Origin of the sequence: Streptomyces sp. NPDC005962, assembly GCF_040629205.1 — a bacterium.
GTDB lineage: Bacteria > Actinomycetota > Actinomycetes > Streptomycetales > Streptomycetaceae > Streptomyces.
This window is the reverse complement of sequence record NZ_JBEXVE010000031.1, coordinates 80,434-99,778: the sequence shown is the minus strand read 5'-3', so window position 1 is coordinate 99,778 and position 19,345 is coordinate 80,434. Positions and strand designations below refer to the sequence as shown.

General features: G+C 74.6%; 18 protein-coding genes and 1 tRNA gene. 8 read left to right on the top strand and 11 right to left on the bottom strand.

Translation table 11 applies throughout. The features are described 5' to 3' along the window. The first annotated feature begins 2 nt into the window (after positions 1-2). A complete protein-coding gene (locus tag ABZ370_RS36055) occupies positions 3-608 on the top strand; it encodes a response regulator transcription factor (protein ID WP_358630000.1) in 606 nt (201 codons plus the stop codon). A gap of 99 nt (positions 609-707) precedes the next feature. Here the strand turns inward: ABZ370_RS36055 and ABZ370_RS36050 are convergent, their stop codons facing one another. The 3 genes from ABZ370_RS36050 to ABZ370_RS36040 form a co-directional block, all read right to left on the bottom strand. Further along, positions 708-1,964, bottom strand: a complete 1,257-nt coding sequence (locus tag ABZ370_RS36050) for a histidine kinase (RefSeq protein ID WP_358629997.1) — start codon at positions 1,962-1,964, stop codon at positions 708-710. A gap of 150 nt (positions 1,965-2,114) precedes the next feature. Next, entirely contained in the window at positions 2,115-4,532 is a 2,418-nt protein-coding gene (locus ABZ370_RS36045; RefSeq protein ID WP_358629994.1) for a TOMM precursor leader peptide-binding protein, read from the bottom strand. Between the two features lie 13 nt (positions 4,533-4,545). Then, positions 4,546-4,692 (bottom strand): hypothetical protein, encoded by a 147-nt coding sequence (locus ABZ370_RS36040; protein WP_358629992.1) that lies wholly within the window; start codon positions 4,690-4,692, stop codon positions 4,546-4,548. A 175-nt stretch (positions 4,693-4,867) separates the two neighbouring features. On the opposite strand from ABZ370_RS36040, the gene ABZ370_RS36035 reads away from it, so the two are divergent. The 6 genes from ABZ370_RS36035 (at position 4,868) to ABZ370_RS36010 (ending at position 10,178) form a co-directional block, all read left to right on the top strand. Continuing rightward, the gene (locus tag ABZ370_RS36035) at positions 4,868-5,692 is read left to right on the top strand and encodes an AfsR/SARP family transcriptional regulator (RefSeq protein ID WP_358629989.1); all 825 of its coding nucleotides are present in this window, start codon (positions 4,868-4,870) and stop codon (positions 5,690-5,692) included. A 254-nt stretch (positions 5,693-5,946) separates the two neighbouring features. Beyond that, positions 5,947-6,600: a cyclase family protein gene (locus tag ABZ370_RS36030; protein ID WP_358629987.1), complete on the top strand. Its 654-nt coding sequence runs from the start codon at positions 5,947-5,949 to the stop codon at positions 6,598-6,600. 8 nt (positions 6,601-6,608) lie between these two features. Next, positions 6,609-7,853: an FAD-dependent monooxygenase gene (locus ABZ370_RS36025; protein WP_358629984.1), complete on the top strand. Its 1,245-nt coding sequence runs from the start codon at positions 6,609-6,611 to the stop codon at positions 7,851-7,853. Positions 7,854-7,991: 138 nt separating this feature from the next. Beyond that, positions 7,992-8,189, top strand: a complete 198-nt coding sequence (locus ABZ370_RS36020) for a hypothetical protein (RefSeq protein ID WP_358629981.1) — start codon at positions 7,992-7,994, stop codon at positions 8,187-8,189. Next, a complete protein-coding gene (locus tag ABZ370_RS36015) occupies positions 8,186-8,860 on the top strand; it encodes an SDR family NAD(P)-dependent oxidoreductase (protein ID WP_358629978.1) in 675 nt (224 codons plus the stop codon). Before ABZ370_RS36020 ends, ABZ370_RS36015 begins: the two co-directional genes overlap by 4 nt. Before the next feature lie 13 nt (positions 8,861-8,873). Then, entirely contained in the window at positions 8,874-10,178 is a 1,305-nt protein-coding gene (locus ABZ370_RS36010; protein WP_358629975.1) for a nucleotide disphospho-sugar-binding domain-containing protein, read from the top strand. A gap of 63 nt (positions 10,179-10,241) precedes the next feature. On the opposite strand, the gene ABZ370_RS36005 is transcribed toward ABZ370_RS36010, so the two are convergent. From ABZ370_RS36005 to ABZ370_RS35975, 7 genes are all read right to left on the bottom strand, one after another. Beyond that, positions 10,242-10,315 (bottom strand) — tRNA-Lys (locus ABZ370_RS36005). A 56-nt stretch (positions 10,316-10,371) separates the two neighbouring features. After that, positions 10,372-11,025 (bottom strand): bifunctional DNA primase/polymerase, encoded by a 654-nt coding sequence (locus tag ABZ370_RS36000; protein ID WP_358629972.1) that lies wholly within the window; start codon positions 11,023-11,025, stop codon positions 10,372-10,374. A 160-nt stretch (positions 11,026-11,185) separates the two neighbouring features. Next, complete coding sequence (locus ABZ370_RS35995) at positions 11,186-11,551, bottom strand: hypothetical protein (protein ID WP_358629970.1); 366 nt, start codon at positions 11,549-11,551, stop codon at positions 11,186-11,188. A gap of 177 nt (positions 11,552-11,728) precedes the next feature. Then, positions 11,729-13,096 carry an AAA domain-containing protein gene (locus ABZ370_RS35990; protein WP_358629967.1) on the bottom strand — a complete coding sequence of 456 codons (1,368 nt, stop codon included), beginning with the start codon at positions 13,094-13,096 and terminating at the stop codon, positions 11,729-11,731. Further along, entirely contained in the window at positions 13,093-14,706 is a 1,614-nt protein-coding gene (locus ABZ370_RS35985) for a hypothetical protein (protein ID WP_358629965.1), read from the bottom strand. The genes ABZ370_RS35990 and ABZ370_RS35985 overlap by 4 nt, the downstream gene beginning before the upstream one ends. Beyond that, positions 14,697-15,938, bottom strand: a complete 1,242-nt coding sequence (locus ABZ370_RS35980) for a hypothetical protein (protein ID WP_358630048.1) — start codon at positions 15,936-15,938, stop codon at positions 14,697-14,699. Before ABZ370_RS35980 ends, ABZ370_RS35985 begins: the two co-directional genes overlap by 10 nt. After that, the gene (locus tag ABZ370_RS35975) at positions 15,862-16,986 is read right to left on the bottom strand and encodes a phosphatase PAP2 family protein (RefSeq protein ID WP_358629962.1); all 1,125 of its coding nucleotides are present in this window, start codon (positions 16,984-16,986) and stop codon (positions 15,862-15,864) included. Before ABZ370_RS35975 ends, ABZ370_RS35980 begins: the two co-directional genes overlap by 77 nt. Before the next feature lie 300 nt (positions 16,987-17,286). Here ABZ370_RS35975 and ABZ370_RS35970 point away from each other — a divergent pair, with 300 nt between their 5' ends. Beyond that, positions 17,287-17,880 carry a histidine phosphatase family protein gene (locus ABZ370_RS35970; protein WP_358629959.1) on the top strand — a complete coding sequence of 198 codons (594 nt, stop codon included), beginning with the start codon at positions 17,287-17,289 and terminating at the stop codon, positions 17,878-17,880. Positions 17,881-17,893: 13 nt separating this feature from the next. Here the strand turns inward: ABZ370_RS35970 and ABZ370_RS35965 are convergent, their stop codons facing one another. Next, positions 17,894-19,252: a tetratricopeptide repeat protein gene (locus tag ABZ370_RS35965; RefSeq protein WP_358629956.1), complete on the bottom strand. Its 1,359-nt coding sequence runs from the start codon at positions 19,250-19,252 to the stop codon at positions 17,894-17,896. Positions 19,253-19,345: the final 93 nt, after the last annotated feature.

The following is a 19,345-nucleotide window of genomic DNA, read 5'->3' as shown; positions in this document are numbered from 1 at the left end:
AAATGATCAGGGTGCTCATTGCCGAGGACATGCATATGCTGCGCAAGGCACTGGTCGCCCTGCTGGAATTCGAACCGGATATCGAGGTCGTGGCCGAATTCTCCAGCGGCGCCGATATTCTGCCGAACGCCCGCAGGCACCGCCCGGACGTCGCGATCCTCGACATCGACCTGCCCGAAGTGGACGGGCTGACCGCCGCCGCCGAACTGCTCACCGCCGTTCCCGAATGCCGGACCATGATGCTCACCAGCCTCGGCAGGCCCGGGAATCTGCGGCGTGCGCTCGCGGCCCACGTCGCCGGATTTCTGCTGAAGGACAGCAGCCCGGCCACCCTGTGCGACGCCATTCGCGCGGTCGCGCGGGGCGATCGGGTCATCGATCCCCAACTCGCCCTGGCCGCCCTGGACGACGGCCCGCAGCCGCTGACCCCGCGTGAGCTGGAGGTGCTGCGGATGGCCTCCGAAGGGGAGGTGGCCGCCCGTATCGCGGCCCGGCTCTTCCTGTCGGTGGGGACCGTGCGCAACTACCTGACGTCCGCCGTCACCAAGCTCGACGCGCGCAACCGGGTCGACGCCATCCGCATCGCCCGCGAGGCGGGCTGGCTGTAGCGGCGCGCTACGCGGAGCCGGACGGGACACGCCGCGATGACGGCGTCACGCTGTCACCGCCCTTCACCGCCGTTACGTCATCAGCGCCCGTCACCGCCGTCACGCCGTCACCGCCGGGCCGAACTCCTCCTCCGTGCCGCGCCCCCGCCCGCCCCGCGGCGGCGGCTCGGCGGACAGCTCCAGCTCGGCCCGCAGCTCGAACCAGCCGTCGGCCCGTACGTCCGCGTACAGTCGCCCGCCGAGCCCCGCCAGCCGCACCCGGAGGTTGCCGATCCCGCTGCCGCCGTCGGAGCCGGTGGTTCCGGGGGCGCTGTCGGCGCGCAGGATCGTCGACGACTTGCCCACCCCGTCGTTCACCAGCGTCAGCCGCACCGTGGGCCCCGCACGCCGGGCCGTGATCGCACAGTGCTCGGCCCTGCTGTGCCGCAGCACGTTGGTCAGCCCCTCGCGCAGCACGCTCGCCAGCACCGTGTCCACCCGCTCGGACAGCGGTCCGCAGCCGATGTCCGCGGTGGCCCGGATGCCCGCCGCGGCCAGCATGGACCGCGCCGTCTCCGCCTCCGCGGACAGCGACATCTTGCGGTAACCGCTGGCCACCGCCCGTACGTCGGCCAGCGCCTGACGGGACGTCTGCAGGATCTCGGCCAGCTCCTGCTGCGCCCGGTCGTTCTGCCGGGGCACCAGCCGGTGCACCAGCTCGCACTTGAGGGTGATGGTGGAGAGGCTGAGGCCGAGCAGGTCGTGCACGTCCCGGGCGAACCGCAGCCGCTCCTGGGCGACCGCCAGCCGGGCCAGCTCCGCGCGCGACCGGGACACCTCGGCGACCAGCCCGGAGAGCCGGGAGAGGCCGAACACCACCAGCCCGGTGATCGTCGTGGACACGGTGGTGTACGCGACCTTGTCCCAGCCGAACCCCACCTGGAACAGCAGCACATCGGTGATCAGCAGGATCGCGGCGAACGTCGGCCAGGCCGCCGCCGGAGCCAGCACCAGCAGCGCGGAGCCCGCCAAGAAGCCGGGCATGCCCAGCCACGCCTGTTTGAAGACGGCGAACGGCAGGAAGGTCAGCGTCGCCTGGAGCAACAGCGTCCAGTGCCGGGCGGCGGCCAGCCGGGGCGCCAGCGCGGGGAAGGAGTGGATCAGCTGGATGCCCAGCAGCACGGCCAGCACCGGCAGGATCTCCAGCATCCGCACCACCGTGTCGACCGCGCGCCCCGGGGGCAGTCCTTCGACCACATACGTCACGGCGACGGCGAAGTAGAGCAGGAGCACCATCACCGTGATCACCACGGCCAGGCGCGGCGCGAGGGCGTCGTCGTGGTCGCGCGGCGGCTTTTTCCCGGAATCGTCGGGCAAGAGGCTCCCCTGCACTCGTCCTCCGGATCGTCGGGCCGGATTGGGCGGCTTGCCCGAGAGTATCCGATCTTTTGCGGGGAAGGAGAGGGTGCGGAGAAGGCTCATGGCGTACACAGAGTTACGGGTTGTCACGGGCGATCACAGGAAGAATCACAGGAAAAGGGGAACGGGGTTCAGCTCGCGGTACGGCGTCGGCCGCCGCAGCCGCCCCAGGGCCACCGGGACGTCGTAGAGCCGGCCGGGAGCGAACCGGGGCCAGTGCGGGCGCAGTCCGGGCACCAGCACCTTGGCCACGGGCAGCCCCACGTCCGGCCGGGTCTGGTCCAGTACCAGCAGCTCCATCCCGCGCGCGCGGACGGCCTCCCGGACGGACGCCAGGGCGTCGCCGTCGGCGCCGTCGTCGCCGTCCGGGGGAGCGGTCATCGCGGGCGGCGGCGCCGCGTCCGGACCGGCCGTCAGATAGGGCTGATCGGCGGTGGTCGCGGTGCGGAACCAGCGCAGCGCCTCCGGGTCGGCCGTGCCGTATCCGCCGCCGTCGGCGCGGGCCTCGACCACCGCGGGCAGCATCTGGTTCAGCTCGGCGAAGGCGTGGCACAGCGCGGTGTGCCGGTCGAAGTGGGCGCCGAAGCCCAGCGTGATGTCCTCGGCGGGCTTGTCGGTCCGGCGGGAGAGCGCGGCGACCACCGGGATGCCGAAGTCGGTGGTGAGGTCCAGCGCCCACACCTCGCGCCGCAAACCGCCGTGGGCGCGGCGCAGTTCGGCCAGCCACGGGTCGTCGAAGGCGTCCAGGGCGAGCGCGGGCTGACGGGTGCGGTTGTACCACCACAGGGCGACCGCGTCCCGCTCCACCAGCTCCAGGAAGCCCCGTACGACGGCGTCGGCCAGGGTGGACCCGGCCGCCGCGCCGTTGGAGTCCGCCCGGCAGCAGCGCCGTCCGGGGGGCTGCGGGGCGCCGTAGTACAACAGCGCGGTGGGCAGCAGCCGGTGCCGCTCGGCGGTGAGCGACCACACCGGCGTCCAGTCGAGTTCGGCGTCCTCGTCGAACGGGTCGGGGACGCGGTGGCGCGGCGCCCCCTGACGCGTGAACTGCCGCGCGTCCATGAGCTGGACGGTGTCCGGATGCACCGCCTCCGCCGTACCCAGCGCGCGGTAGCGGGCGCGGCGGCGCGGCTCGTCCCCCTGGAAGTGGCCGCTGTAGTGCTCCAGGGCCTCGCACAGGGCGCTGGCCCGGGCCTGTTCGGCGGTCCGCCCCTTGCCGTGGGCGGCGGCCCGCAGACCGGCGCGCAGCGCGTCCAGCCCGCTCGGCGCGGTGGCCGCCCCGGCGTACGAGGCGTATGAGGTGTATGAGGCGTACGAAGGGTGCCGGGCGTGGTAGCAGTTGAGGAAGTCCGGGCCGCGCGGATCGCGGCGGATCTCGGTGACCAGCCCGGTGACGGAGTCGACGAGATGGCCGTACCGCTCCATGACGCGGAGCGGTGAGGCGTCGGCCGTACGTGTTTCACGCGGCGACGGCAGGGCCAGCGGCGCCCGTATCCGCTCCGCGACCAGCGCCGGATCGCCGCACCCGGCGCACTGCGGGCGGCGGGAGAGCGGATGGCGGTCCACGGTGGCGGTGAGGCTGTCCAGGGTGCACAGCGCCTGCTGGCCCGGATGCCGGTGCCCGGCCAGCCACTTGGCGGCCTCCAGCGCGGCCAGCTGGAGCGCGGCGGCCCGGCTCGCGGGCAGGGAGGCGGGCGGCCGCGGCACCGGCCCCGGGCGGCCCAGCCTGCGCTGGAGGTACGCCTCGGCCTGCCGCCCCCGCCACAGCCGGTCGGCCAGACACGCCCAGCACGGATCGTCGGGGGCGCCGAGGAACGGGCCCAGCCATGCCCGGGTGCCCACCGGTTTGACGGGCAGCCAGCGACGGCCCGCGGCGCGATGGGCGGCGTCGACGGCGGCGAGCCGCGGATCGAGGTAGTCGTCGCACACCACAAGGGTGAGTTCGGCGGCGCCGTGTTGACGGAGGCCTACTTGACGTATGGCCCATCGGCACTCCCGGCCCTGCGCGGCGGGGGTCGCCGCCCGGTCGTCCGGCTCCTCGTCCGCTTCGTTCACCCCGGCCACCGACCGCAGCCCCGCCGCCCGCAGCGCCCGGACGACTTCGGCGGGGTCGGCGGACCCCAGGATCACGGACGCCACCGACGCCACGGACGCCGTGGCCGGGCGCGCGGCCGGGCGTATGGAGCGGCCGTCGCCGCCGTCGCGGCCGCCCAGCCCGGCCAGCTCCCAGTAGGCCTCCTCGGGCCCGGGGGCGTGCGTACGCTCCCGCTCGGAGACCAGCCCGGCGGCCCGCAGCCGCGCGATGACCCGCTCGGCCTGCCCGGCGGGCACCGCGCCCGGCAGGCCGGGTGCGCGGGCGGCCTCGGTGAGGATGTGCGCGAGGTCCCGCGACCCGTCCAGCAGCGGCGCGAGGGCCGCGATCGCCTGCCCGTGCAGCGCGGTGACGCCGTGCTCGGAGACCAGGTAGACGGCCTCGCCCGGCACCGGCTCGACCCGCAAGTGCGGGGTGAAGCCCAGTTCGCCCGTCATCGTCCCCGTCCTCTCATTCCCCGCCGAACGTGCAGATGCAGATGCGCGGTGCGACGGCCTTCCAGGAGGCGTCGGTCAGGTCCTCGATGACCAGGTCGTCGAGGTCGGCGACGTCGGACGGGGACTGCGTGGGCTGCGGGGGAATGGAGGCTTCCGTCATCACAGGCTCTCCAGGGTGTGAATTTGTCATGGGTCGATCTCCCAGGACTCATACCGAGTTCGGTATTCCGGCACTGGTCGGATGCACCGCTCACCCGCGAGTCTTTTCTGTGCCTCGATGGCACGGCCGCGCGGCCAGGAGGCACCTGACGGACCGTTGACGGAGGTACAGGACCATGGACATCAAGGTGTTGGGGCCGCTGAGCGTCGAGGCGTGCGGTCAGTCGATCGTGCCCAGCGCGGGCAAGCCGCGGCAGATCCTTGCACTGCTTTCCGTCTACGCCAACCAGATGCTGCCGGTGCCCACTCTTATGGAGGAAATCTGGGGCACGCAGATGCCACGCAGTGCGCCCACCACCTTGCAGACCTACATCCTCCAGCTCCGCCGCAGGCTGGCCGCCGCTTATGGCCCCCAGGCGCCGCAGGCGTCGAAGGACGTGCTGGCCACTCGGTACGGCGGCTATGTCCTGGAGGCGCAGCCCGGCGCGGTCGACATCCATGAGTACGACCGGCTGGTGGCCGCCGGGCGCGACGCGCTCGACGCGGGGGACGATGTCGAGGCGTCCCTGCTGCTGCGCCAGGCGCTCGCGGTCTGGCGCGGTCCGGCGCTGGTGGATGTGCGGGTCGGTCCGGTCCTGGAGATCGAGCTGGCCCGGCTGGAGGAGAGCCGCCTCGGTGTCCTGGAGCGGCGGATCGAGGCCGATCTGCGGCTCGGGCGCCATGCCGAGCTGCTGACGGAGCTGACCGAGCTGACCGCCCGTCATCCGCTGCACGAGGGGCTGCACGCCCAGTGCATGGCCGCGCTGTACCGGGCGGGTCGGCCCTGGCAGGCGCTGGAGGTCTACCAGGGGCTGCGCGCCCGCCTTGTCGAGGACCTGGGCCTTGAGCCGTCGCCGCGGCTGCAGAAGCTCCAGCAGGCGGTGCTCGCCTCCGACCCCGCGCTCGACGTCGACATCGAAGGGCACTGGCGCCGACCGGTGCTCGACCTGTTCGCCGCCTGACCCGCTCCTCCGTACGGTCCGCCCTCCCCGAAAACGCCCGGCGCCGCCCTTCAGCCGGGTCTGCTACGGCTCCGCTGCCCGATCCCCCCGCGCGGGCAAGCGGAGCCGTAGTGCATTTCCCGCCGACGGCCCGACCGCCCGACAGCTCGTCCGCCCGTCCGAACACCGCCCAACCGAACAAGCCCAACCGAACACCGCCCGACCGAACATCAGCCGTCCGACACCGCCCGTCCGACACCAGCCGAGGGGGCGCCTTGCGCATCATCGATCTGTCCACACCGGTGGACGCCCCCGCGCCCGGCGGGTCCACCGGTGGGTGCGGGATGTCGCGCGTCATCGACCGGATGCCGAAGGAGTGGTTCCTGCGTCCGGCCCACGTCCTGGACATCACCGGCGCCGACCCGGACACCCGCACCGCCGGGGTCGAGGACATCGAGAAGGCGCTCGCCCGGACCGGCTGCCGCCCGCGCCCGCTGGACGTCGTCCTGCTGCACACCGGCGCCGCCTGCTGGGCCGGTACGCCCCGCTACTTCACCGACTTCACCGGCCTCGACGGCCCCGCCACCGACTACCTCCTCGACCTGGGAGTCCGCGTGATCGGCACCGACGCGTTCAGCCTCGACGCCCCGTTCCGCGAGATGATCCGCCGCTACCACGCCACCGGCGACCGGTCGGCGCTGTGGCCCGCGCACTTCGCGGGCCGCCGCCGGGAGTACTGCCAGATCGAGCGGCTGGCGCGGCTGGACACCCTGCCGCCCACCGGGTTCCGGGTCGCCTGCTTCCCCGTGAAGATCACAGACGGGGGCGCAGGCGCAGGCGCAGGCGCGGGTGCGGGTGCGGGTGCGAGTGCGGGCGGGAGCGCGAGCGCGGGCTGGACCCGCGCGGTGGCCCTGCTCGACGAGGGGTGAGTCCGGTGGTGACGGCGCATCGAGAGGTCGACACCGAGGTCTGTGTGGTCGGCGGCGGCCCGTCCGGTCTCGTCCTGGCGCTGCTGATGCTGCGCTCGGGGGCGCGGGTGACGGTGCTGGAGCGCGCCCGGGCGCACGAGCGGGAGTCCCGCGGCGAGATCCTGCAGCCCGGCGCGCTGGCGCTGCTGGACGAGCTGGGGGTGCTCGCCGGGGCGCGGGCGCGCGGCGCCCAGGAGCACGACCGGTTCCGGCTGTTCGAGGGCGACCGGGTGCTGCTGGAGGCCGACTACCGGCTCCTCCCCGCCCCGTACGACCATCTGCTGTCCCTCCCCCGGACGCATCTGCTGGACGAACTCCTCGCCCACTGCCGCCGCTGGCCGGGCTTCCGCTATCTGCCCGGCCGGAGGGTCGGCGGTCTGGTGTGGCGGGACGGGCGGATCGCCGGGGTCACCGCCGACGGCCCGCACGGCCGCTGCACCGTGCGGGCCCGGGCCGTGGTCGGCGCGGACGGCCGCTACTCCCGGGTCCGGCGGCTGGCCGGAATCGGCGCGGGCCGCACCGAGGCGCTGCACCAGGTGCTGCTGTGGTGCACCCTCAGGGCGGGCGGCACGGAAGCCCCGCCGCTCCGCGAGGTGCGGGTGTTCCGCACCGGGGACGGCCCGGTGGTGGTCTACGGCTCCTGGCCGGACCGCGTGCACCTCGGCTGGACGCTGCCACAGCACGGCCACCGCGCCCTCACCGCGCTCGGCCCGGACCGGATCAGGGAGCGGCTCGCCCGTGCCGTGCCGCCGTACGCCACGGCCATCCGCGAACAGCTTCGCCCGCTGGGCGATGTCGGGCTGCTGGACGTGTTCTCGGCCCGCGCCCGGCGCTGGGTGGACGACGGGCTGGTGCTCATCGGCGACGCCGCCCACACCCATGGCCCGATCGCCGCTCAGGGCATCACCCTCGCCATCCAGGACGCGGTGGTGCTGCACCCCGTGCTGGTCGGGGCGCTGGCCGCGGGCGACCTCGGCGCGGATCGCCTCGCCGCCTTCGAAGGGCGCCGGGGGCCCGATGTCGCGGCCGTCATACGGATGCAGACCCGGCAGAGCCGGGCCCTGCTCTCGGGCGGCGCGTTCGCCATGCGCGTGCGCCCCTATCTCGCCCGGGCGCTGCTCCACACCCCACTGCACCGCAAGATGCTCCAACGCGTCGCGTTCGGCGGTCCGTCGATCCGCGTCATGGATACCAGGGTGTGCGGGCGCCCTTGAGCGGGCCGCGCGCGTCCGCCCCGGCTCGCGTCGGCCCCGGTCCGCGTCGAGGCGGGCTCAAGTCGCGGCGGCGACCATGGCGTTCTCACGAGAAGTCCGCCGGGAACGACCGCGAGGAGGGCGCCGATGGTGCCGAGGGTGTCACACGCAGCCGGGCTGTCCGCCGTGGTGCTGGGCGGCACCGGCGCCCTGGGCGGCGCGGTCCGGCGCGCGTTCGAGGCCGTGGGTGCCCGGCTGTTGCTGGGCCGGCGGCCGCGGTTCGGCACGGTCCGGTCGCTGCGCGACCAGCTGGCCGAGGCGGGAGCGCCGGACCGGGCGGCGGTGGCGCGCCCATGATGGACCTCGGCCTGGACGGGCGTACGGTCCTGGTCACCGGCGCCACCGGTGTGGTCGGCCGGGCCGCCGCCCGTGCCTTCGCGGCGCAGGGCGCGCGGGTGGCGCTCGCCTTCCGGAACCGCCGCGAGGCCGCCGAGGAGCTGGCCGCCGAGCTGGCGGGCCCGGACGGCAACCGGGCCTTCGCCGTGCCGTACGCCCTGGAGGACTCCGCGTCGCCGCGCTGGGTCGTGGCCGCCGTCGAGGAGCGCTGGGGCGCGCTCGACGTCCTGGTGGCGAACGCCTGGCGGCGGGGCGCGCGTTGCGATCCGCGCGCCCGTTTCGAGGACATCCCCGAGGGGGACTGGCTGCCGGTCGTCGCGGACAGCCTCGCCCCGGTGATCCGTACGGTGCAGTGCGCCGTCGTGGGGATGCGGGAGCGCGGCTGGGGCCGGATCGCGCTGGTGTCCTCACGCCGGGTGCCCGACGAGTTCCACGGCGCGGCCGAGGCCGGGCTGCACGGGCTGGCCCGCGGCCTCAGCGGGCAGGTGGCGGCGGACGGCGTGCTGGTCAACGCGGTGTGCCCGGAGGGCGCGCCCTCCGCGGCCGGGGCCGCCGCGCAGACCGTGCTGTTCCTCTGCTCGGCGGCCAACACCCACCTCACCGGCCACACCCTCACGCTCACAGGCGGCTGACCGGGGAGGGATCGTGCGCGTCCTGTTCACGACCTGGGCCCCGGGCGGGCATCTGGTCGCGCTGGTGCCGCTCGCCCGGGCCTTCCTCGCGGCGGGGCACCAGGTGCGGGTCGCGGTCCCGGGCGGCTGCGCGGCGGCCGTCGCCCGGGCCGGGCTGATGCCGGTGCCCGCCGGTGTGCTGCCGCGCGCGCTCGGCGCGCCACCGGCCGCGGCCCGCCGGGCGCGCGGCATCTGGCCCGCGGACTGGCCGGTGCGGCCCGGGGTGCTCGGCCCGGAGCAGCACGGGGTGCTGCGCGCCCTCGGCGACCGGCAGGTGGCCATCGCCGAGGCGATGGCCCAGGGGCTGGTGGCCTACGCCCGCTGCTGGCAGCCGGAGCTGGTGGTGCACGACGCGAGCACGTACGCGGGCACGGTGGCCGCGGCGGCGCTGGGCGTGCCCGCGGTCGGCCAGCTGTGGGGGAGCACGGCGCTGCTGCGCCTCGACCGGGAGCGGCTGGACGGCCCGCCGCTGCCCGGCTACGCGCGCCTGATGCGGCGTTACGGGGCCGATCCGGCGCGCGAACCGGAGCTATGGCTCGACCCCTGCCCGCCGAGCCTGGCGCTGCCGTCGCCGGAGCGGCGGCTCCCGGTGCGGTTCGTCCCCTATGAGTCTCCGTACGAGTCCATGTATGAACCGCGCTATGAGGCCCCGTACGAGCCGCTGTACGAGTCGTCGCACGGGGCTCAGCACGGGGCGCGGCACGGGACGCCGCGCGGGGCGTGCGAGGGGGCGTACGACGCGGCGGGCGATCCCCCGTACGATCCCGTCCGCCAGGGGCCGGGCATCGGGCCCGTCCGGATCTGCGCCGCCTGGGAGGACGCCCCGGGCCCGCCCGAAGCCGTGCGGACGGCGCTGCGGGCGGCCGAGGCGCGCGGGGGCGAGGTCATCCGGCTGGGCAGCGCCGCCGAGGGGCGGCCGCCCGCCGGACCGCTGCACCGGGTGCTGCCGGGCTGCCGCGCGGTGCTCCACCAGGGCGGCGGGGCCGCCGTCCTGGCCGCGGTGGTGGCCGGGGTGCCTCAGCTGATCGTCGCGCCCCGCCCCGAGCAGCAGCTCAACGGCGCGCGGGTGGCCCTCACGGGTGCCGGGGCGTACACCCCGGCCGACCTCCTCGGCGGCTCGCCCCGCATCGCCCGGGCGGCCGGTGCCCAGCTGGCCCGGGACCTCTTCGCACTGCTGGAGCAGCCCTCGTACGTGGTCGCGGCCCATACGCTGCGGGAGGAGACCCGGTCGATGCCCGGCCCGGAGGCGGCGGTCAAACGGCTGACGGCCCGCGCCTAGGCGGGCACCCCGAGGGCATACAAAAGGCCCCTCACGCGTGGTGAGAGGCCTTCCGTATGTCTGTGCGCCGCCAGGGACTCGAACCCCGGACCCGCTGATTAAGAGTCAGCTGCTCTAACCAACTGAGCTAGCGGCGCCTGCTGACGTAGAAGACCTTAGCACCCGGGTCAGGCGAAGTGAAAATCGATATCTTTCAGCCCGAAAACAGGGCAGGTGTGCTGGTCACAGCCTCGTCGTCGGTGTCCGCGCCGGCCGCTGTACGCAGCGTGCGGGCCGCCCGTACACAGGCCCACAGCAGCACCTCGGGCCCCGGCAGCCAGGGGCTGCGGACATCGGGGGCGACGAGCCAGCGGGGCGAGGGGGCGTCGCACGAGACGATCTCCGCCGGGGGCTCGGGCTCCGCCAGGGGCTCGGGCTCCGCCAGGGGCTCGGGCTCCGCCGGGCCGGGGTCCAGGGGGTACAGGGGCGGTACGGTCACCGTGTCCCCCCAGCCGTAGCAGAGCAGCGGTGGTGCGGAGCCGCCCCACTCCTCCCAGCCGAGCAGCGCGGGCAGCCGCTGGGCCGAGCCCGGGGTGGCGAACAGCAGGACCCGGCCGCCCTGGGCGGACACCGGGCCGGTGCCGGGGCCGTCGGTCCATAACCGGCTCACCACCCGGCGCCCGAAGAGCGCGTCCATGCTGACGACGTCGAATGCGGTGCCGCAGGGCAGCGGGACCGAGGCCGCCGGATGCTCTGCCCAGAGCGCGTGGACGCCGTGAGGGGACCGGCTGGCGGAGGCGAGCCAGTCCGCGCCGGCCGGGGTGACGTAGGCGGCGGCGTGAAGTGAGTCCCGAGGCGTTCTGCTCATGTTTCTACAATTACCGTCGGCAGGGGAGGAGTAGGGGGATGCGGCAAAACCGGGACACGGCGCGGGGCGATGGGGTACCTTCCGCCCGCATATGCCCCCGGCGCATGATCGTGGCAGGACGCCGTCCGTTCGTGCGGGTTTCTCCTGCGGAGTACGCCCATCAGTCCGGCAGCTCGCCGCTTTGTATCAGTTCGCGGCCGAACTCGATCATCTTTTTGGCGTAGTCCTCGGTCCACTCCGCCCGCTCGGCGATCACGGCGGGGGTCAGCCGGTCGAACCGCCTCGGGTCGGCGAGCTGCGCGGCCGCCATCGCCTGGAACTCCATGGCCCGGTCCGTCGCCGCGCGGAACGCGAGCACCAGCTCGGTCGAGCGGGTGAGCAGTTCGCGGGGGTCCTCGATCGACTCCAGGTCGAAGAAGTGCGCCTCGTCCTTGACGGAGGCGGCCGGTTCGAAGAGCAGCGCGGCCGGTTTCATTCGCCGTGGCGCGGCGCCGTGCGGGCCTTGAGCCGCATCCGGCTCGGGCATGTGATCTCTCCTCCTGGGTCGTGAGACACGTTCGGTTCGCGGTGCGTCCTGCTCCCATTGTCGCGCGAGAGGCAAGAGCGCCGCCCCCCACCAGGGGTGTCTCCCCACCGGCCCCTCCTCCGAACCCAGCGCCCCGCCCCGGCCTTCCCGGCCCGGCGGGACCGTACGGAACACCTCCTAGGGCCGCCAGAAGACGCGGTGTTCGGCCAGGTGCGACAGGACCGCGTGGTTCGCCTCCCAGCCGTCCGGGAACTTCACCGTCACCCCCAGCTGCACCGGCTCCGTCGACGGATGCTCGTCCAGCAGCTCCGTCACGCCCGCCCGGCACACCACCACACACGCGTGCCGGTGCCGCGACGCCAGCACGCACAGCCGGCCCGTCTCCAGGTGGAACGCCGTCGCGTCCGGACGGCCGGACAGCGGGTGCAGCACCACCGTCAGATCGAACTCACGTCCCTGGAGGCGATTCGCCGTATCGACGGTGACGCCCGACACTCCCAGCCCCGCCAGCGCCGTCCGCACGGCCGCCGCCTGGTCGCGGTGCGCGGTGCCGACGGCGATCCGGTCGGCGGTCAGCGGCACCGGCTCGTCGGCGCGCTCGCTGACCGCCGCGCCGCCCCGGTCCAGCGTCCGCCGGACCACCTGGGCCACGGCCGCCACCGCCTCCGGGTCGGTACGCGGCGTACGGCGGGCCGGAAGCTCCAACAGCCCCCACCCCGCGACGGCCGCCTCGTCCAGCACCCGGTCCGGCCCCGAACCGTCGGAGGGCACCCCGAAGCTCAGCCGCCGGTCGCCGTGGTCCGTACCGCTGCGGAAGGGCGTATACGGATAGAACGCGTCCGAGACCAGCGTCGCGGCCGACGCGGGCAGCCGCCAGGACACCGGCAGCCGGTGCTGCGGAAGCCGCGGATTGTGGGCCAGGAGCGTGGTCACCGCGCTCGCCGACGGGTCGTACGAGAGCCCCGCCCACTGCTCGGCACCCACCACGCTGAACGGGTCGAGCTGCCCGGGGTCGCCGACGAACAGCGCCCGCTCGAAGAGCCCCGCGACGGCCAGCAGCGCGTCCGAGCGCATCTGGTACGCCTCGTCCACGATCGCGTGGCTCCACGGCTCGACGTTCTTCACGTGCGCCCACTTGGCGGCCGTGGAGACCACGATGCCCAGCCCGGCCAGGTCGGCGGCCTTCGCCGAGCAGCGCACCGCCGGATGCTCGTCGAGCACCGGGTCGTACGGATGCGGATCGCTGCTGTGCAGACGGCCGACCGGAAGGTCCGGGTCCGCCGTGGCGAGCCGGTCCACCAGATCGTCCACCTGCGCGTTGGTCTGCGCGACCACCATCAGCGGCCGCCCGGCGGCGGCAAGCTCCCGGGCCGCCCGGACGACGAGCGTCGACTTGCCCGCGCCCGGCGGGGAGTCCACGACGACACCGCGGTGGGTGCCGTGCAGCGTGTCGTGCAGGATCGCGTCGGTCGCGCGCGCGGCCGCGGCCGACGGGTCGAACGGCTCGCCCTTCCCCGTACGGGCCGCCCGGTCCGTGGCGATCACAGAAAATCCTCCTCGGTCACGGGGTCGGGAGCCTGGCCGGGGGCGGCGGCGTCCGGCGGGCCGCCGTGGGTCCAGGGCGTGCTCTCGGGGTCGGGCAGGTCCGGACCGCCGCGCGGGGCGTGCTCGAACAGGGTCCAGCACACCCGGTCGCCCGGCTCGGGCACCGAACCCGGCTCCGGCTCCTTGCCCCGGCCCATCCCGCCGGTCAGCCGGACCACGAACGCGGCGGAAGCCCCTCCGGGCGCCCCGGGCCCGCCGCCGTCGTCGGCCTCTTCGACGAACTCCGCGGTCTGGGTCCGGCCGTCGTCCATCACCCGGTAGACCTTGATCCGCTCGGCAAGATGCGGACGGTCCTCGGTGCGCACCGTGACCAGCGGCCTCGGCCGCGGCACCTTCGCCTCCGACCAGGCCATCTCCACGTCGGTGACCTCGCCCGCGAACGCCTCCCCGGACAGCCGCCGCCCCGCCATGACCAGCGGATCGTCCAGTGCCTCCTGCGCGTCCAGCTGGGCCTGCGCGGTCTCCCGCGCGGCGAGCTTCTGCGCCGCCGTCACCGCGTCGTCCTGCTTCGGCTGGGGCGGCTCACCGGCCCGGACGCGGTCCCGGTGGCCCGTGTACGACCAGCGGTCGCGCTTCCAGCGGTCCGCCACCCGCGCGCCCTCCGGCAGCTCCCGCAAGCGATCCACGCCCCGCCACAGCGCGTCCCAGGTGGGCCGCAGCTGGGAGGCGATCAGCTCGCGCAGCTCCGCCTCGGCCGCCCGCAGCCGCGCCTCGCCCCCGGCCACGCCGCCGGTCACCTCGGAGCGCGCCGCGTCGTACCGGGACATCGCCGGGGCCAGCAGCTTGTTGTCGAAGGCCGGATCGGTGGCGGGACCCGCGGGCGGGTACAGCAGCTGCCCGTCCCCGTCCCGTGCCGACTCGGTGTGCAGCGCCGCCTCCGCGCCCGGGATGCCCTCCGGCGGGGCGATCCAGGCCAGCAGCGACCCCAGATGCTGATCCTCCAGATTGCTCTGCCCGGTCGCCCAGTGGCGGCCCAGCAGCTCGGTCAGCGACAGCAGCAGCGAGGAGCCGGGCACCCGGGACCGCTCCCCGTAGTGCGTCAGCCACCGGCCGAGCAGCGGTACGCGCGCGGGCGCCGGGAACGGCGTCTCCGGGTCCTGCTCGGCGGTGCGCCGGAACCGCATCGACCGCCCCAGCAGCCGGACGAACGCCACGCCCGCACCGCTGGGCACCAGCAGCTGCGGCGCGTCCGCGCACAGCTCGACCTGGACCGGGACCTTCTTCCCGGTCTCCGGGTCGGTCTCCTTGCGCTCCTCCAGCTCGACGTCGTCTCCGTACCCCTCCAGGTACGGAAGCATCTCCTCCGCCAGCTCGGCGAGGAACGCGAACCGCAGATCACGGTTGCGCGGCTGCGACACGATCAGCAGCCGCGGCGCGTCCCGGTCGGTGCCCACCAGCGCGCCGAGCGGCGCGCCCGTCTCGCCCGCGGTGGTCAGCGGTACGAACGCCAGCGGCCGCTGCGAGAGATGCCGGTGCCGCACCGTGGCGACGGGCCGCGCCCGGCCTTCCCGGACGGCCTCCATCCGGGCCAGTGTGGTGATCAGCGACATACCGCCTCCGCGGGCCTCGGGGCGAGGGCGAGGGCCTCGGTGCGCAGGGCCGCCGCGCGCCGCAGGGTGTCCACGGCCGGGTCGCCGGTCGGTGCGTCGCCGGCGCCCTCCAGGGCGGCCGCGAGCACGGCCTCCACCGTGGTCAGCCCGCCCAGCTCGCCCCGGACACCGCGCCCCAGCGACTCGACGGCGCCCGCCGCCCGGGACCGCCCCCGGCAGTGAAGGGACAGCTCACAGGTGGACAGGCACTCGGGCGCGTACGCCGCGTCCACCGACTCGACCGCGGCGGTCAGCTCCTCGACGGGCCGGGTCGAGGTCTGTCCGTCCTCGGTGAGCCGCAGGTCGAAGGTGGTGCCCTCGGGGAGGGCGGCGGCGATCTCCTCGATCCGGGTGAGCCGGTCCAGCTGCCGCCGGGTCACCGCGAGCTGCTTGCGCACATCGACGAGTTCGGCGGTCGGCAGGTTGGAGAAGTCCTTGGGGCAGACGAGCAGCACCTGGTGCCGCACCCGCGCCGCGACGGCGTCCTCCTTGCCCTCCGGGCCCTCCGTGACCTCCCCGAGGTGGGCCGCGATCCGCTCCAGGGCCAGGGCGTAGACGCCCGACTGCCGGGCCGCCGCGCCGACCTTGGCCGGGTCGGCGGCGCCGTCCACCATGGGGAAGGACTTGATCTCGATGACCGTCCAGGAGCCGTCGGGGTGCACCACCACCGCGTCCGGCTCCAGGAAGGCGGGGGAGCCCGCGACGTCCAGGCTCACCATCGGATGGTCGAGCAGCGCCCACCGCCCCGCCGCCGTGGCCTCCCGCAGCGCCAGCGCCGTACGGGCCGTACGCCCCTGGGGACCGGCCGCGGTCAGATCGGGGGTCGCGGTGGTGTCCGGATCGGGCGCGGCGGAACCGTCGGCCAGCCGCTCGTGCAGCAGCCGCATGAGCAGCGCGCCGCGGTCGGTCTTGACCCGGGCCTCGAAGGTGTTGCCGCGCTGGTGCGCGAACTGGGACTGGCCGAAGGGCGCGGGCGCTCCGAGCGCCCGCGCGAGCGCGCCCTTGTCGACCCCGGCGCCGTCGAGCAGCGCCCGGCGGCGGCAGCCGGGGTTGGACGCCAGCGCGGCCAGCGCGCGGGCGTCCAGCGGATGCGGAACGGCGGACGGGCCGCGCAGCTCAGCGAGCTGATGCCGCAGCGCCGTCGCCGGCTGCCGCGGAGCTGCCGCCGCCCGTGCCGGTTCCCCGCCCGGCACCGGTACCGGCTTGCCGTCCGCCGCCGTCGCCGCCACCCGTACGTTGCGTGTCCGCGCCCCTGCTCTGCTGTCGGGGGATTCGTTCCCGTTCACGGGCCGAAGTCTCGCACTTGTCACCGACATTCGCGGCGGCGCCGGGGTTTCCGACCGGGTTTCCGGTGGTGGTACCGGCGTTGCCCGCACCGCTGGAAGCGTCTGCTGAAGCTTCGGCGGCAACTTCGGCGGCAGCGTCGGCGGAACGGGCCGCGGCACCGGCCGCGGTGGCGGCGGGGGCCGGGCGGAAGCGGTCGCGGACGGCGGCCGCGAGCCGCAGCGCGGGCCGGGTCAGCAGCGCACCGGCCCCGACGGCGGCGGCACCGGCGGCCGCGTCGAGGAAGTAGTGGTTCGCGGTGCCCATCACCACGATGGCGATGACCAGCGGATAGACCACGGCGATGATCTTCGACCACACCGAGCGCCCCTGCCACCACAGCGCTATCCCGCACCACAGCGCCCAGCCCACATGGAGGCTCGGCATCGCGGCGTACTGGTTGGTGAGTCCGCCCATGCCGCGCGGCGCGCTCGCGTCGCCGCCCCACCAGCCGTACGCGCTGTACTGGGCCATCGTGTCGACGAAGCCCTGGCTCGCCTCCAGCAGCCGCGGCGGGCAGGTCGGCACCACGACGAACCCGACCAGGCCGATCATGGTGGTCATCAGCAGCCAGGTGCGGGCGAAGCGGTAGTCCGTGTTCCGGCCGCGCTTCCACAGCCACACCAGGACCGCCGGGGTGGCCGCGTAGTGCAGCGACGCGTACACGAAGTCGGCCGGTATGCCTATCCAGGCGTGACTGGTGAAGAAGTCGTTGAGCGGTGACTCGAAATCGATGTTGAACCGTCGCTCGAAATGGAGGATGGCCAGGCCGTGGTTGACGGCTGTGGACACATCGCCTCGGCCCAGAAGCCGACCGCCCGCGTACGCGAGGTACACCACTGCGATCAGCGGCAGCTCGGTCCACCAACGGGGCCGACTGCCCAGTGTCACTTGGGCACGGGGCGCGGTATGGGGCATCCGGACGCTCTCCCAGTCGAAAATCAGGCGGCCACAACATGGCGCGCGGTCAACCGTACGGTGTAGTCGAGGTGGTCCCCGCACCGCCCCCGGGGACTCACGGCCGAATCACCGCGCGAGAGGGAAGACGCCGGGAGTCCCCCCAAGGTTGCCTCTCGATCACGTGCGCGATGATGGATGGACAGCGGACGGACAGAGTTCTGTTCCCCAGGGCGCGTAAGAGCGCTGGCATCCGCGGGCGGTCGCGTGGCACGGCGCACGGGGCGCGCGGCAGGCACGTATCCGGTGAAAGGCGACCCCATGGCACCACGCATCCTCCTGGCCCGGCACGGACAGACGCGGTGGTCGCTCCTGGGCAAGCACACCGGCCGTACGGACATTCCGCTGCTGGACGAGGGGCGGCGCGGCGCCAAGCTGCTCGGCGAGCGGCTCCACCAGGACCCGTGGGCGGGCCTGCCCGGCGTCGAGGTGCGCACCAGTCCGCTCGTACGCGCCGAGGAGACCTGCCAACTGGCGGGCTTCGGCGACCGGGCGCGGACGTGGGACGCCCTGCAGGAGTGGGACTACGGCGCCTACGAGGGGCTGACTCCGGCCGAGATCAAGGCGGACCGCCCCGGCTGGCTCATCTGGCGCGACGGGGTCCCGGAGGGCGAGTCGCTCGCCGCGATCACGGCCCGCGCGGACGCGGTGGTGGAGTGGGCGCGCTCCGCCGACCGCGATGTGCTGGTCTTCGCGCACGGCCACATCCTGCGCACCCTGGGGGCCCGCTGGCTCGGCTACGACGTCTCCTTCGCGGCCCGTATACGGCTCGACCCCACGTCCCTGTCGATCCTGGGCTGGGCGTACGGCGAACCGGCCATCGAGCGCTGGAACGACACCGGGCACCTGGCCTGACCCGCCCTCACCGTCAGGCCGGGCTTTCGCGGTGGGCCTGCTGATAGCGGGCGAGGAAGTCCGCGACCAACGGGTTGCGGCCGTGCGGGCGCAGCAGGCGGGCGGTGTCCTCCAGCATGCGGCGGATGCGGGAGGACGTGACCTGGTTCAGCAGGCCCAGGGCGCGGCCCGCCGCCGCTGCGGCCGCCTCCGGCTCGCCGTCCGCCACGAGGTCGCTCGCCAGCTCGGTGGTGAACAGGGCGATGTTGCGGGTGAAGTGGGGCTTCTGGAGGGAGACCGCGCGGCGCGCGTGTTCCGTCGCGCGCCCCCAGTCGCCCAGGGCCGACCAGCACTGCGCCTCCAGCCCCTCCAGTTCGGCCTCGCCGAAGAACGTCATCCACTCCGGGTCGTCGTCGCAGGCGCCGCGGCCGAAGAGCGACTGGGCGCGCAGCAGCGCCCGTTCGCAGCCGCCGCGGTCCGCCAGCCAGGCCCGGCCGCCCGCCTCGCGCAGCGCGATCAGCGACAGCAGCCGGGGCGAGGCCAGTCGCCGGGCGGCCCGCTGCGCGGCCTGGGCGGCGCGTACGGCCTCGCGCGGGCGGCCCGCGTCGCGGGCCAGGAAGGCGGTGTTGCAGAACGCGTGGGCCTCCAGCGCGGGATCGCCCGTGACGCGTGCGGTGGCCAGCGCCTCCGCGTAGTGCGAGCGGGCGTCGGTGAGCCGTCCGGAGTCATGGGCGAGCCAGCCCACCGAGATGGCCAGCTCGCCCGCGCCCACGTACAGCCGCTCCACCACGGAGCGGCTGTGGCCGCCCGCGTCGAGCAGCGCGTACGCGGCGCTCAGCGGGCGCGCGGTGTGGACGTAGAGGCTGTCCGCGCCGTGCCGGTCGTCCAGCAGCCGGATGCGGCGCACGGCCTCCTCCACGGCGGCCGCCTCGGCCTGCCCGGCCCGCCGCGAGGTCCGCACGGCGTCGGCGGCGGCCGCCGCCCCTCCGGCCATGAACGCGCGCCGTAGCAGTTCGCTCTCCTCGAAGATGTCGATGTCGGCCGGGGCGCGGGGCTCCGGCTCCGGACGGGGCGCCGGTACGGCGGCGGGCCCGACCGGGCGGCCCCGGACCGCCTCGCGCGGGGTGAAGCCCAGGTCGGTGAGGGTGCGGCCGGGGAACATATGGCGGAAGACGCGCTCGTACGCGTAGTTGGGGCAGCGGATCGCCCCCGACTCGACACGGCCGATATAGCGCGCGTCACAGGAGACCTGTTCGCCGATCTCGCGGGCCGCACGCCGTACGGACGCCGCGAACTCGGCCGGTGAGAGCTGCCCGCGTAACAGCCGGAACGCGGCGTTCGGCCGGGGGGACGTGGCTGGCGCGGCTGGTGAGGCTTCCGGAAGCGGCCTCATGGCGACCCTCCCTACGGTGCTGCCGTGTCGGCGGGGGAGAACCGTACCGGTTACGACGTTCCGGACATTTGGATATTCCCGGCAATAAAGACA

Bases quoted from the DNA above. Each gene is read 5' to 3' on its own strand.
- ABZ370_RS36055 (WP_358630000.1), top strand. From the start codon at position 3: ATGATCAGGGTGCTCATTGCCGAGGACATGCATATGCTGCGCAAGGCA.
- ABZ370_RS36045 (WP_358629994.1), bottom strand. From the start codon at position 4,532: ATGACGGGCGAACTGGGCTTCACCCCGCACTTGCGGGTCGAGCCGGTG.
- ABZ370_RS36040 (WP_358629992.1), bottom strand. From the start codon at position 4,692: ATGACGGAAGCCTCCATTCCCCCGCAGCCCACGCAGTCCCCGTCCGAC.
- ABZ370_RS36035 (WP_358629989.1), top strand. From the start codon at position 4,868: ATGGACATCAAGGTGTTGGGGCCGCTGAGCGTCGAGGCGTGCGGTCAG.
- ABZ370_RS36015 (WP_358629978.1), top strand. From the start codon at position 8,186: ATGATGGACCTCGGCCTGGACGGGCGTACGGTCCTGGTCACCGGCGCC.
- ABZ370_RS36000 (WP_358629972.1), bottom strand. From the start codon at position 11,025: ATGAGCAGAACGCCTCGGGACTCACTTCACGCCGCCGCCTACGTCACC.
- ABZ370_RS35995 (WP_358629970.1), bottom strand. From the start codon at position 11,551: ATGCCCGAGCCGGATGCGGCTCAAGGCCCGCACGGCGCCGCGCCACGG.
- ABZ370_RS35985 (WP_358629965.1), bottom strand. From the start codon at position 14,706: ATGTCGCTGATCACCACACTGGCCCGGATGGAGGCCGTCCGGGAAGGC.
- ABZ370_RS35975 (WP_358629962.1), bottom strand. From the start codon at position 16,986: ATGCCCCATACCGCGCCCCGTGCCCAAGTGACACTGGGCAGTCGGCCC.
- ABZ370_RS35970 (WP_358629959.1), top strand. From the start codon at position 17,287: ATGGCACCACGCATCCTCCTGGCCCGGCACGGACAGACGCGGTGGTCG.
- ABZ370_RS35965 (WP_358629956.1), bottom strand. From the start codon at position 19,252: ATGAGGCCGCTTCCGGAAGCCTCACCAGCCGCGCCAGCCACGTCCCCC.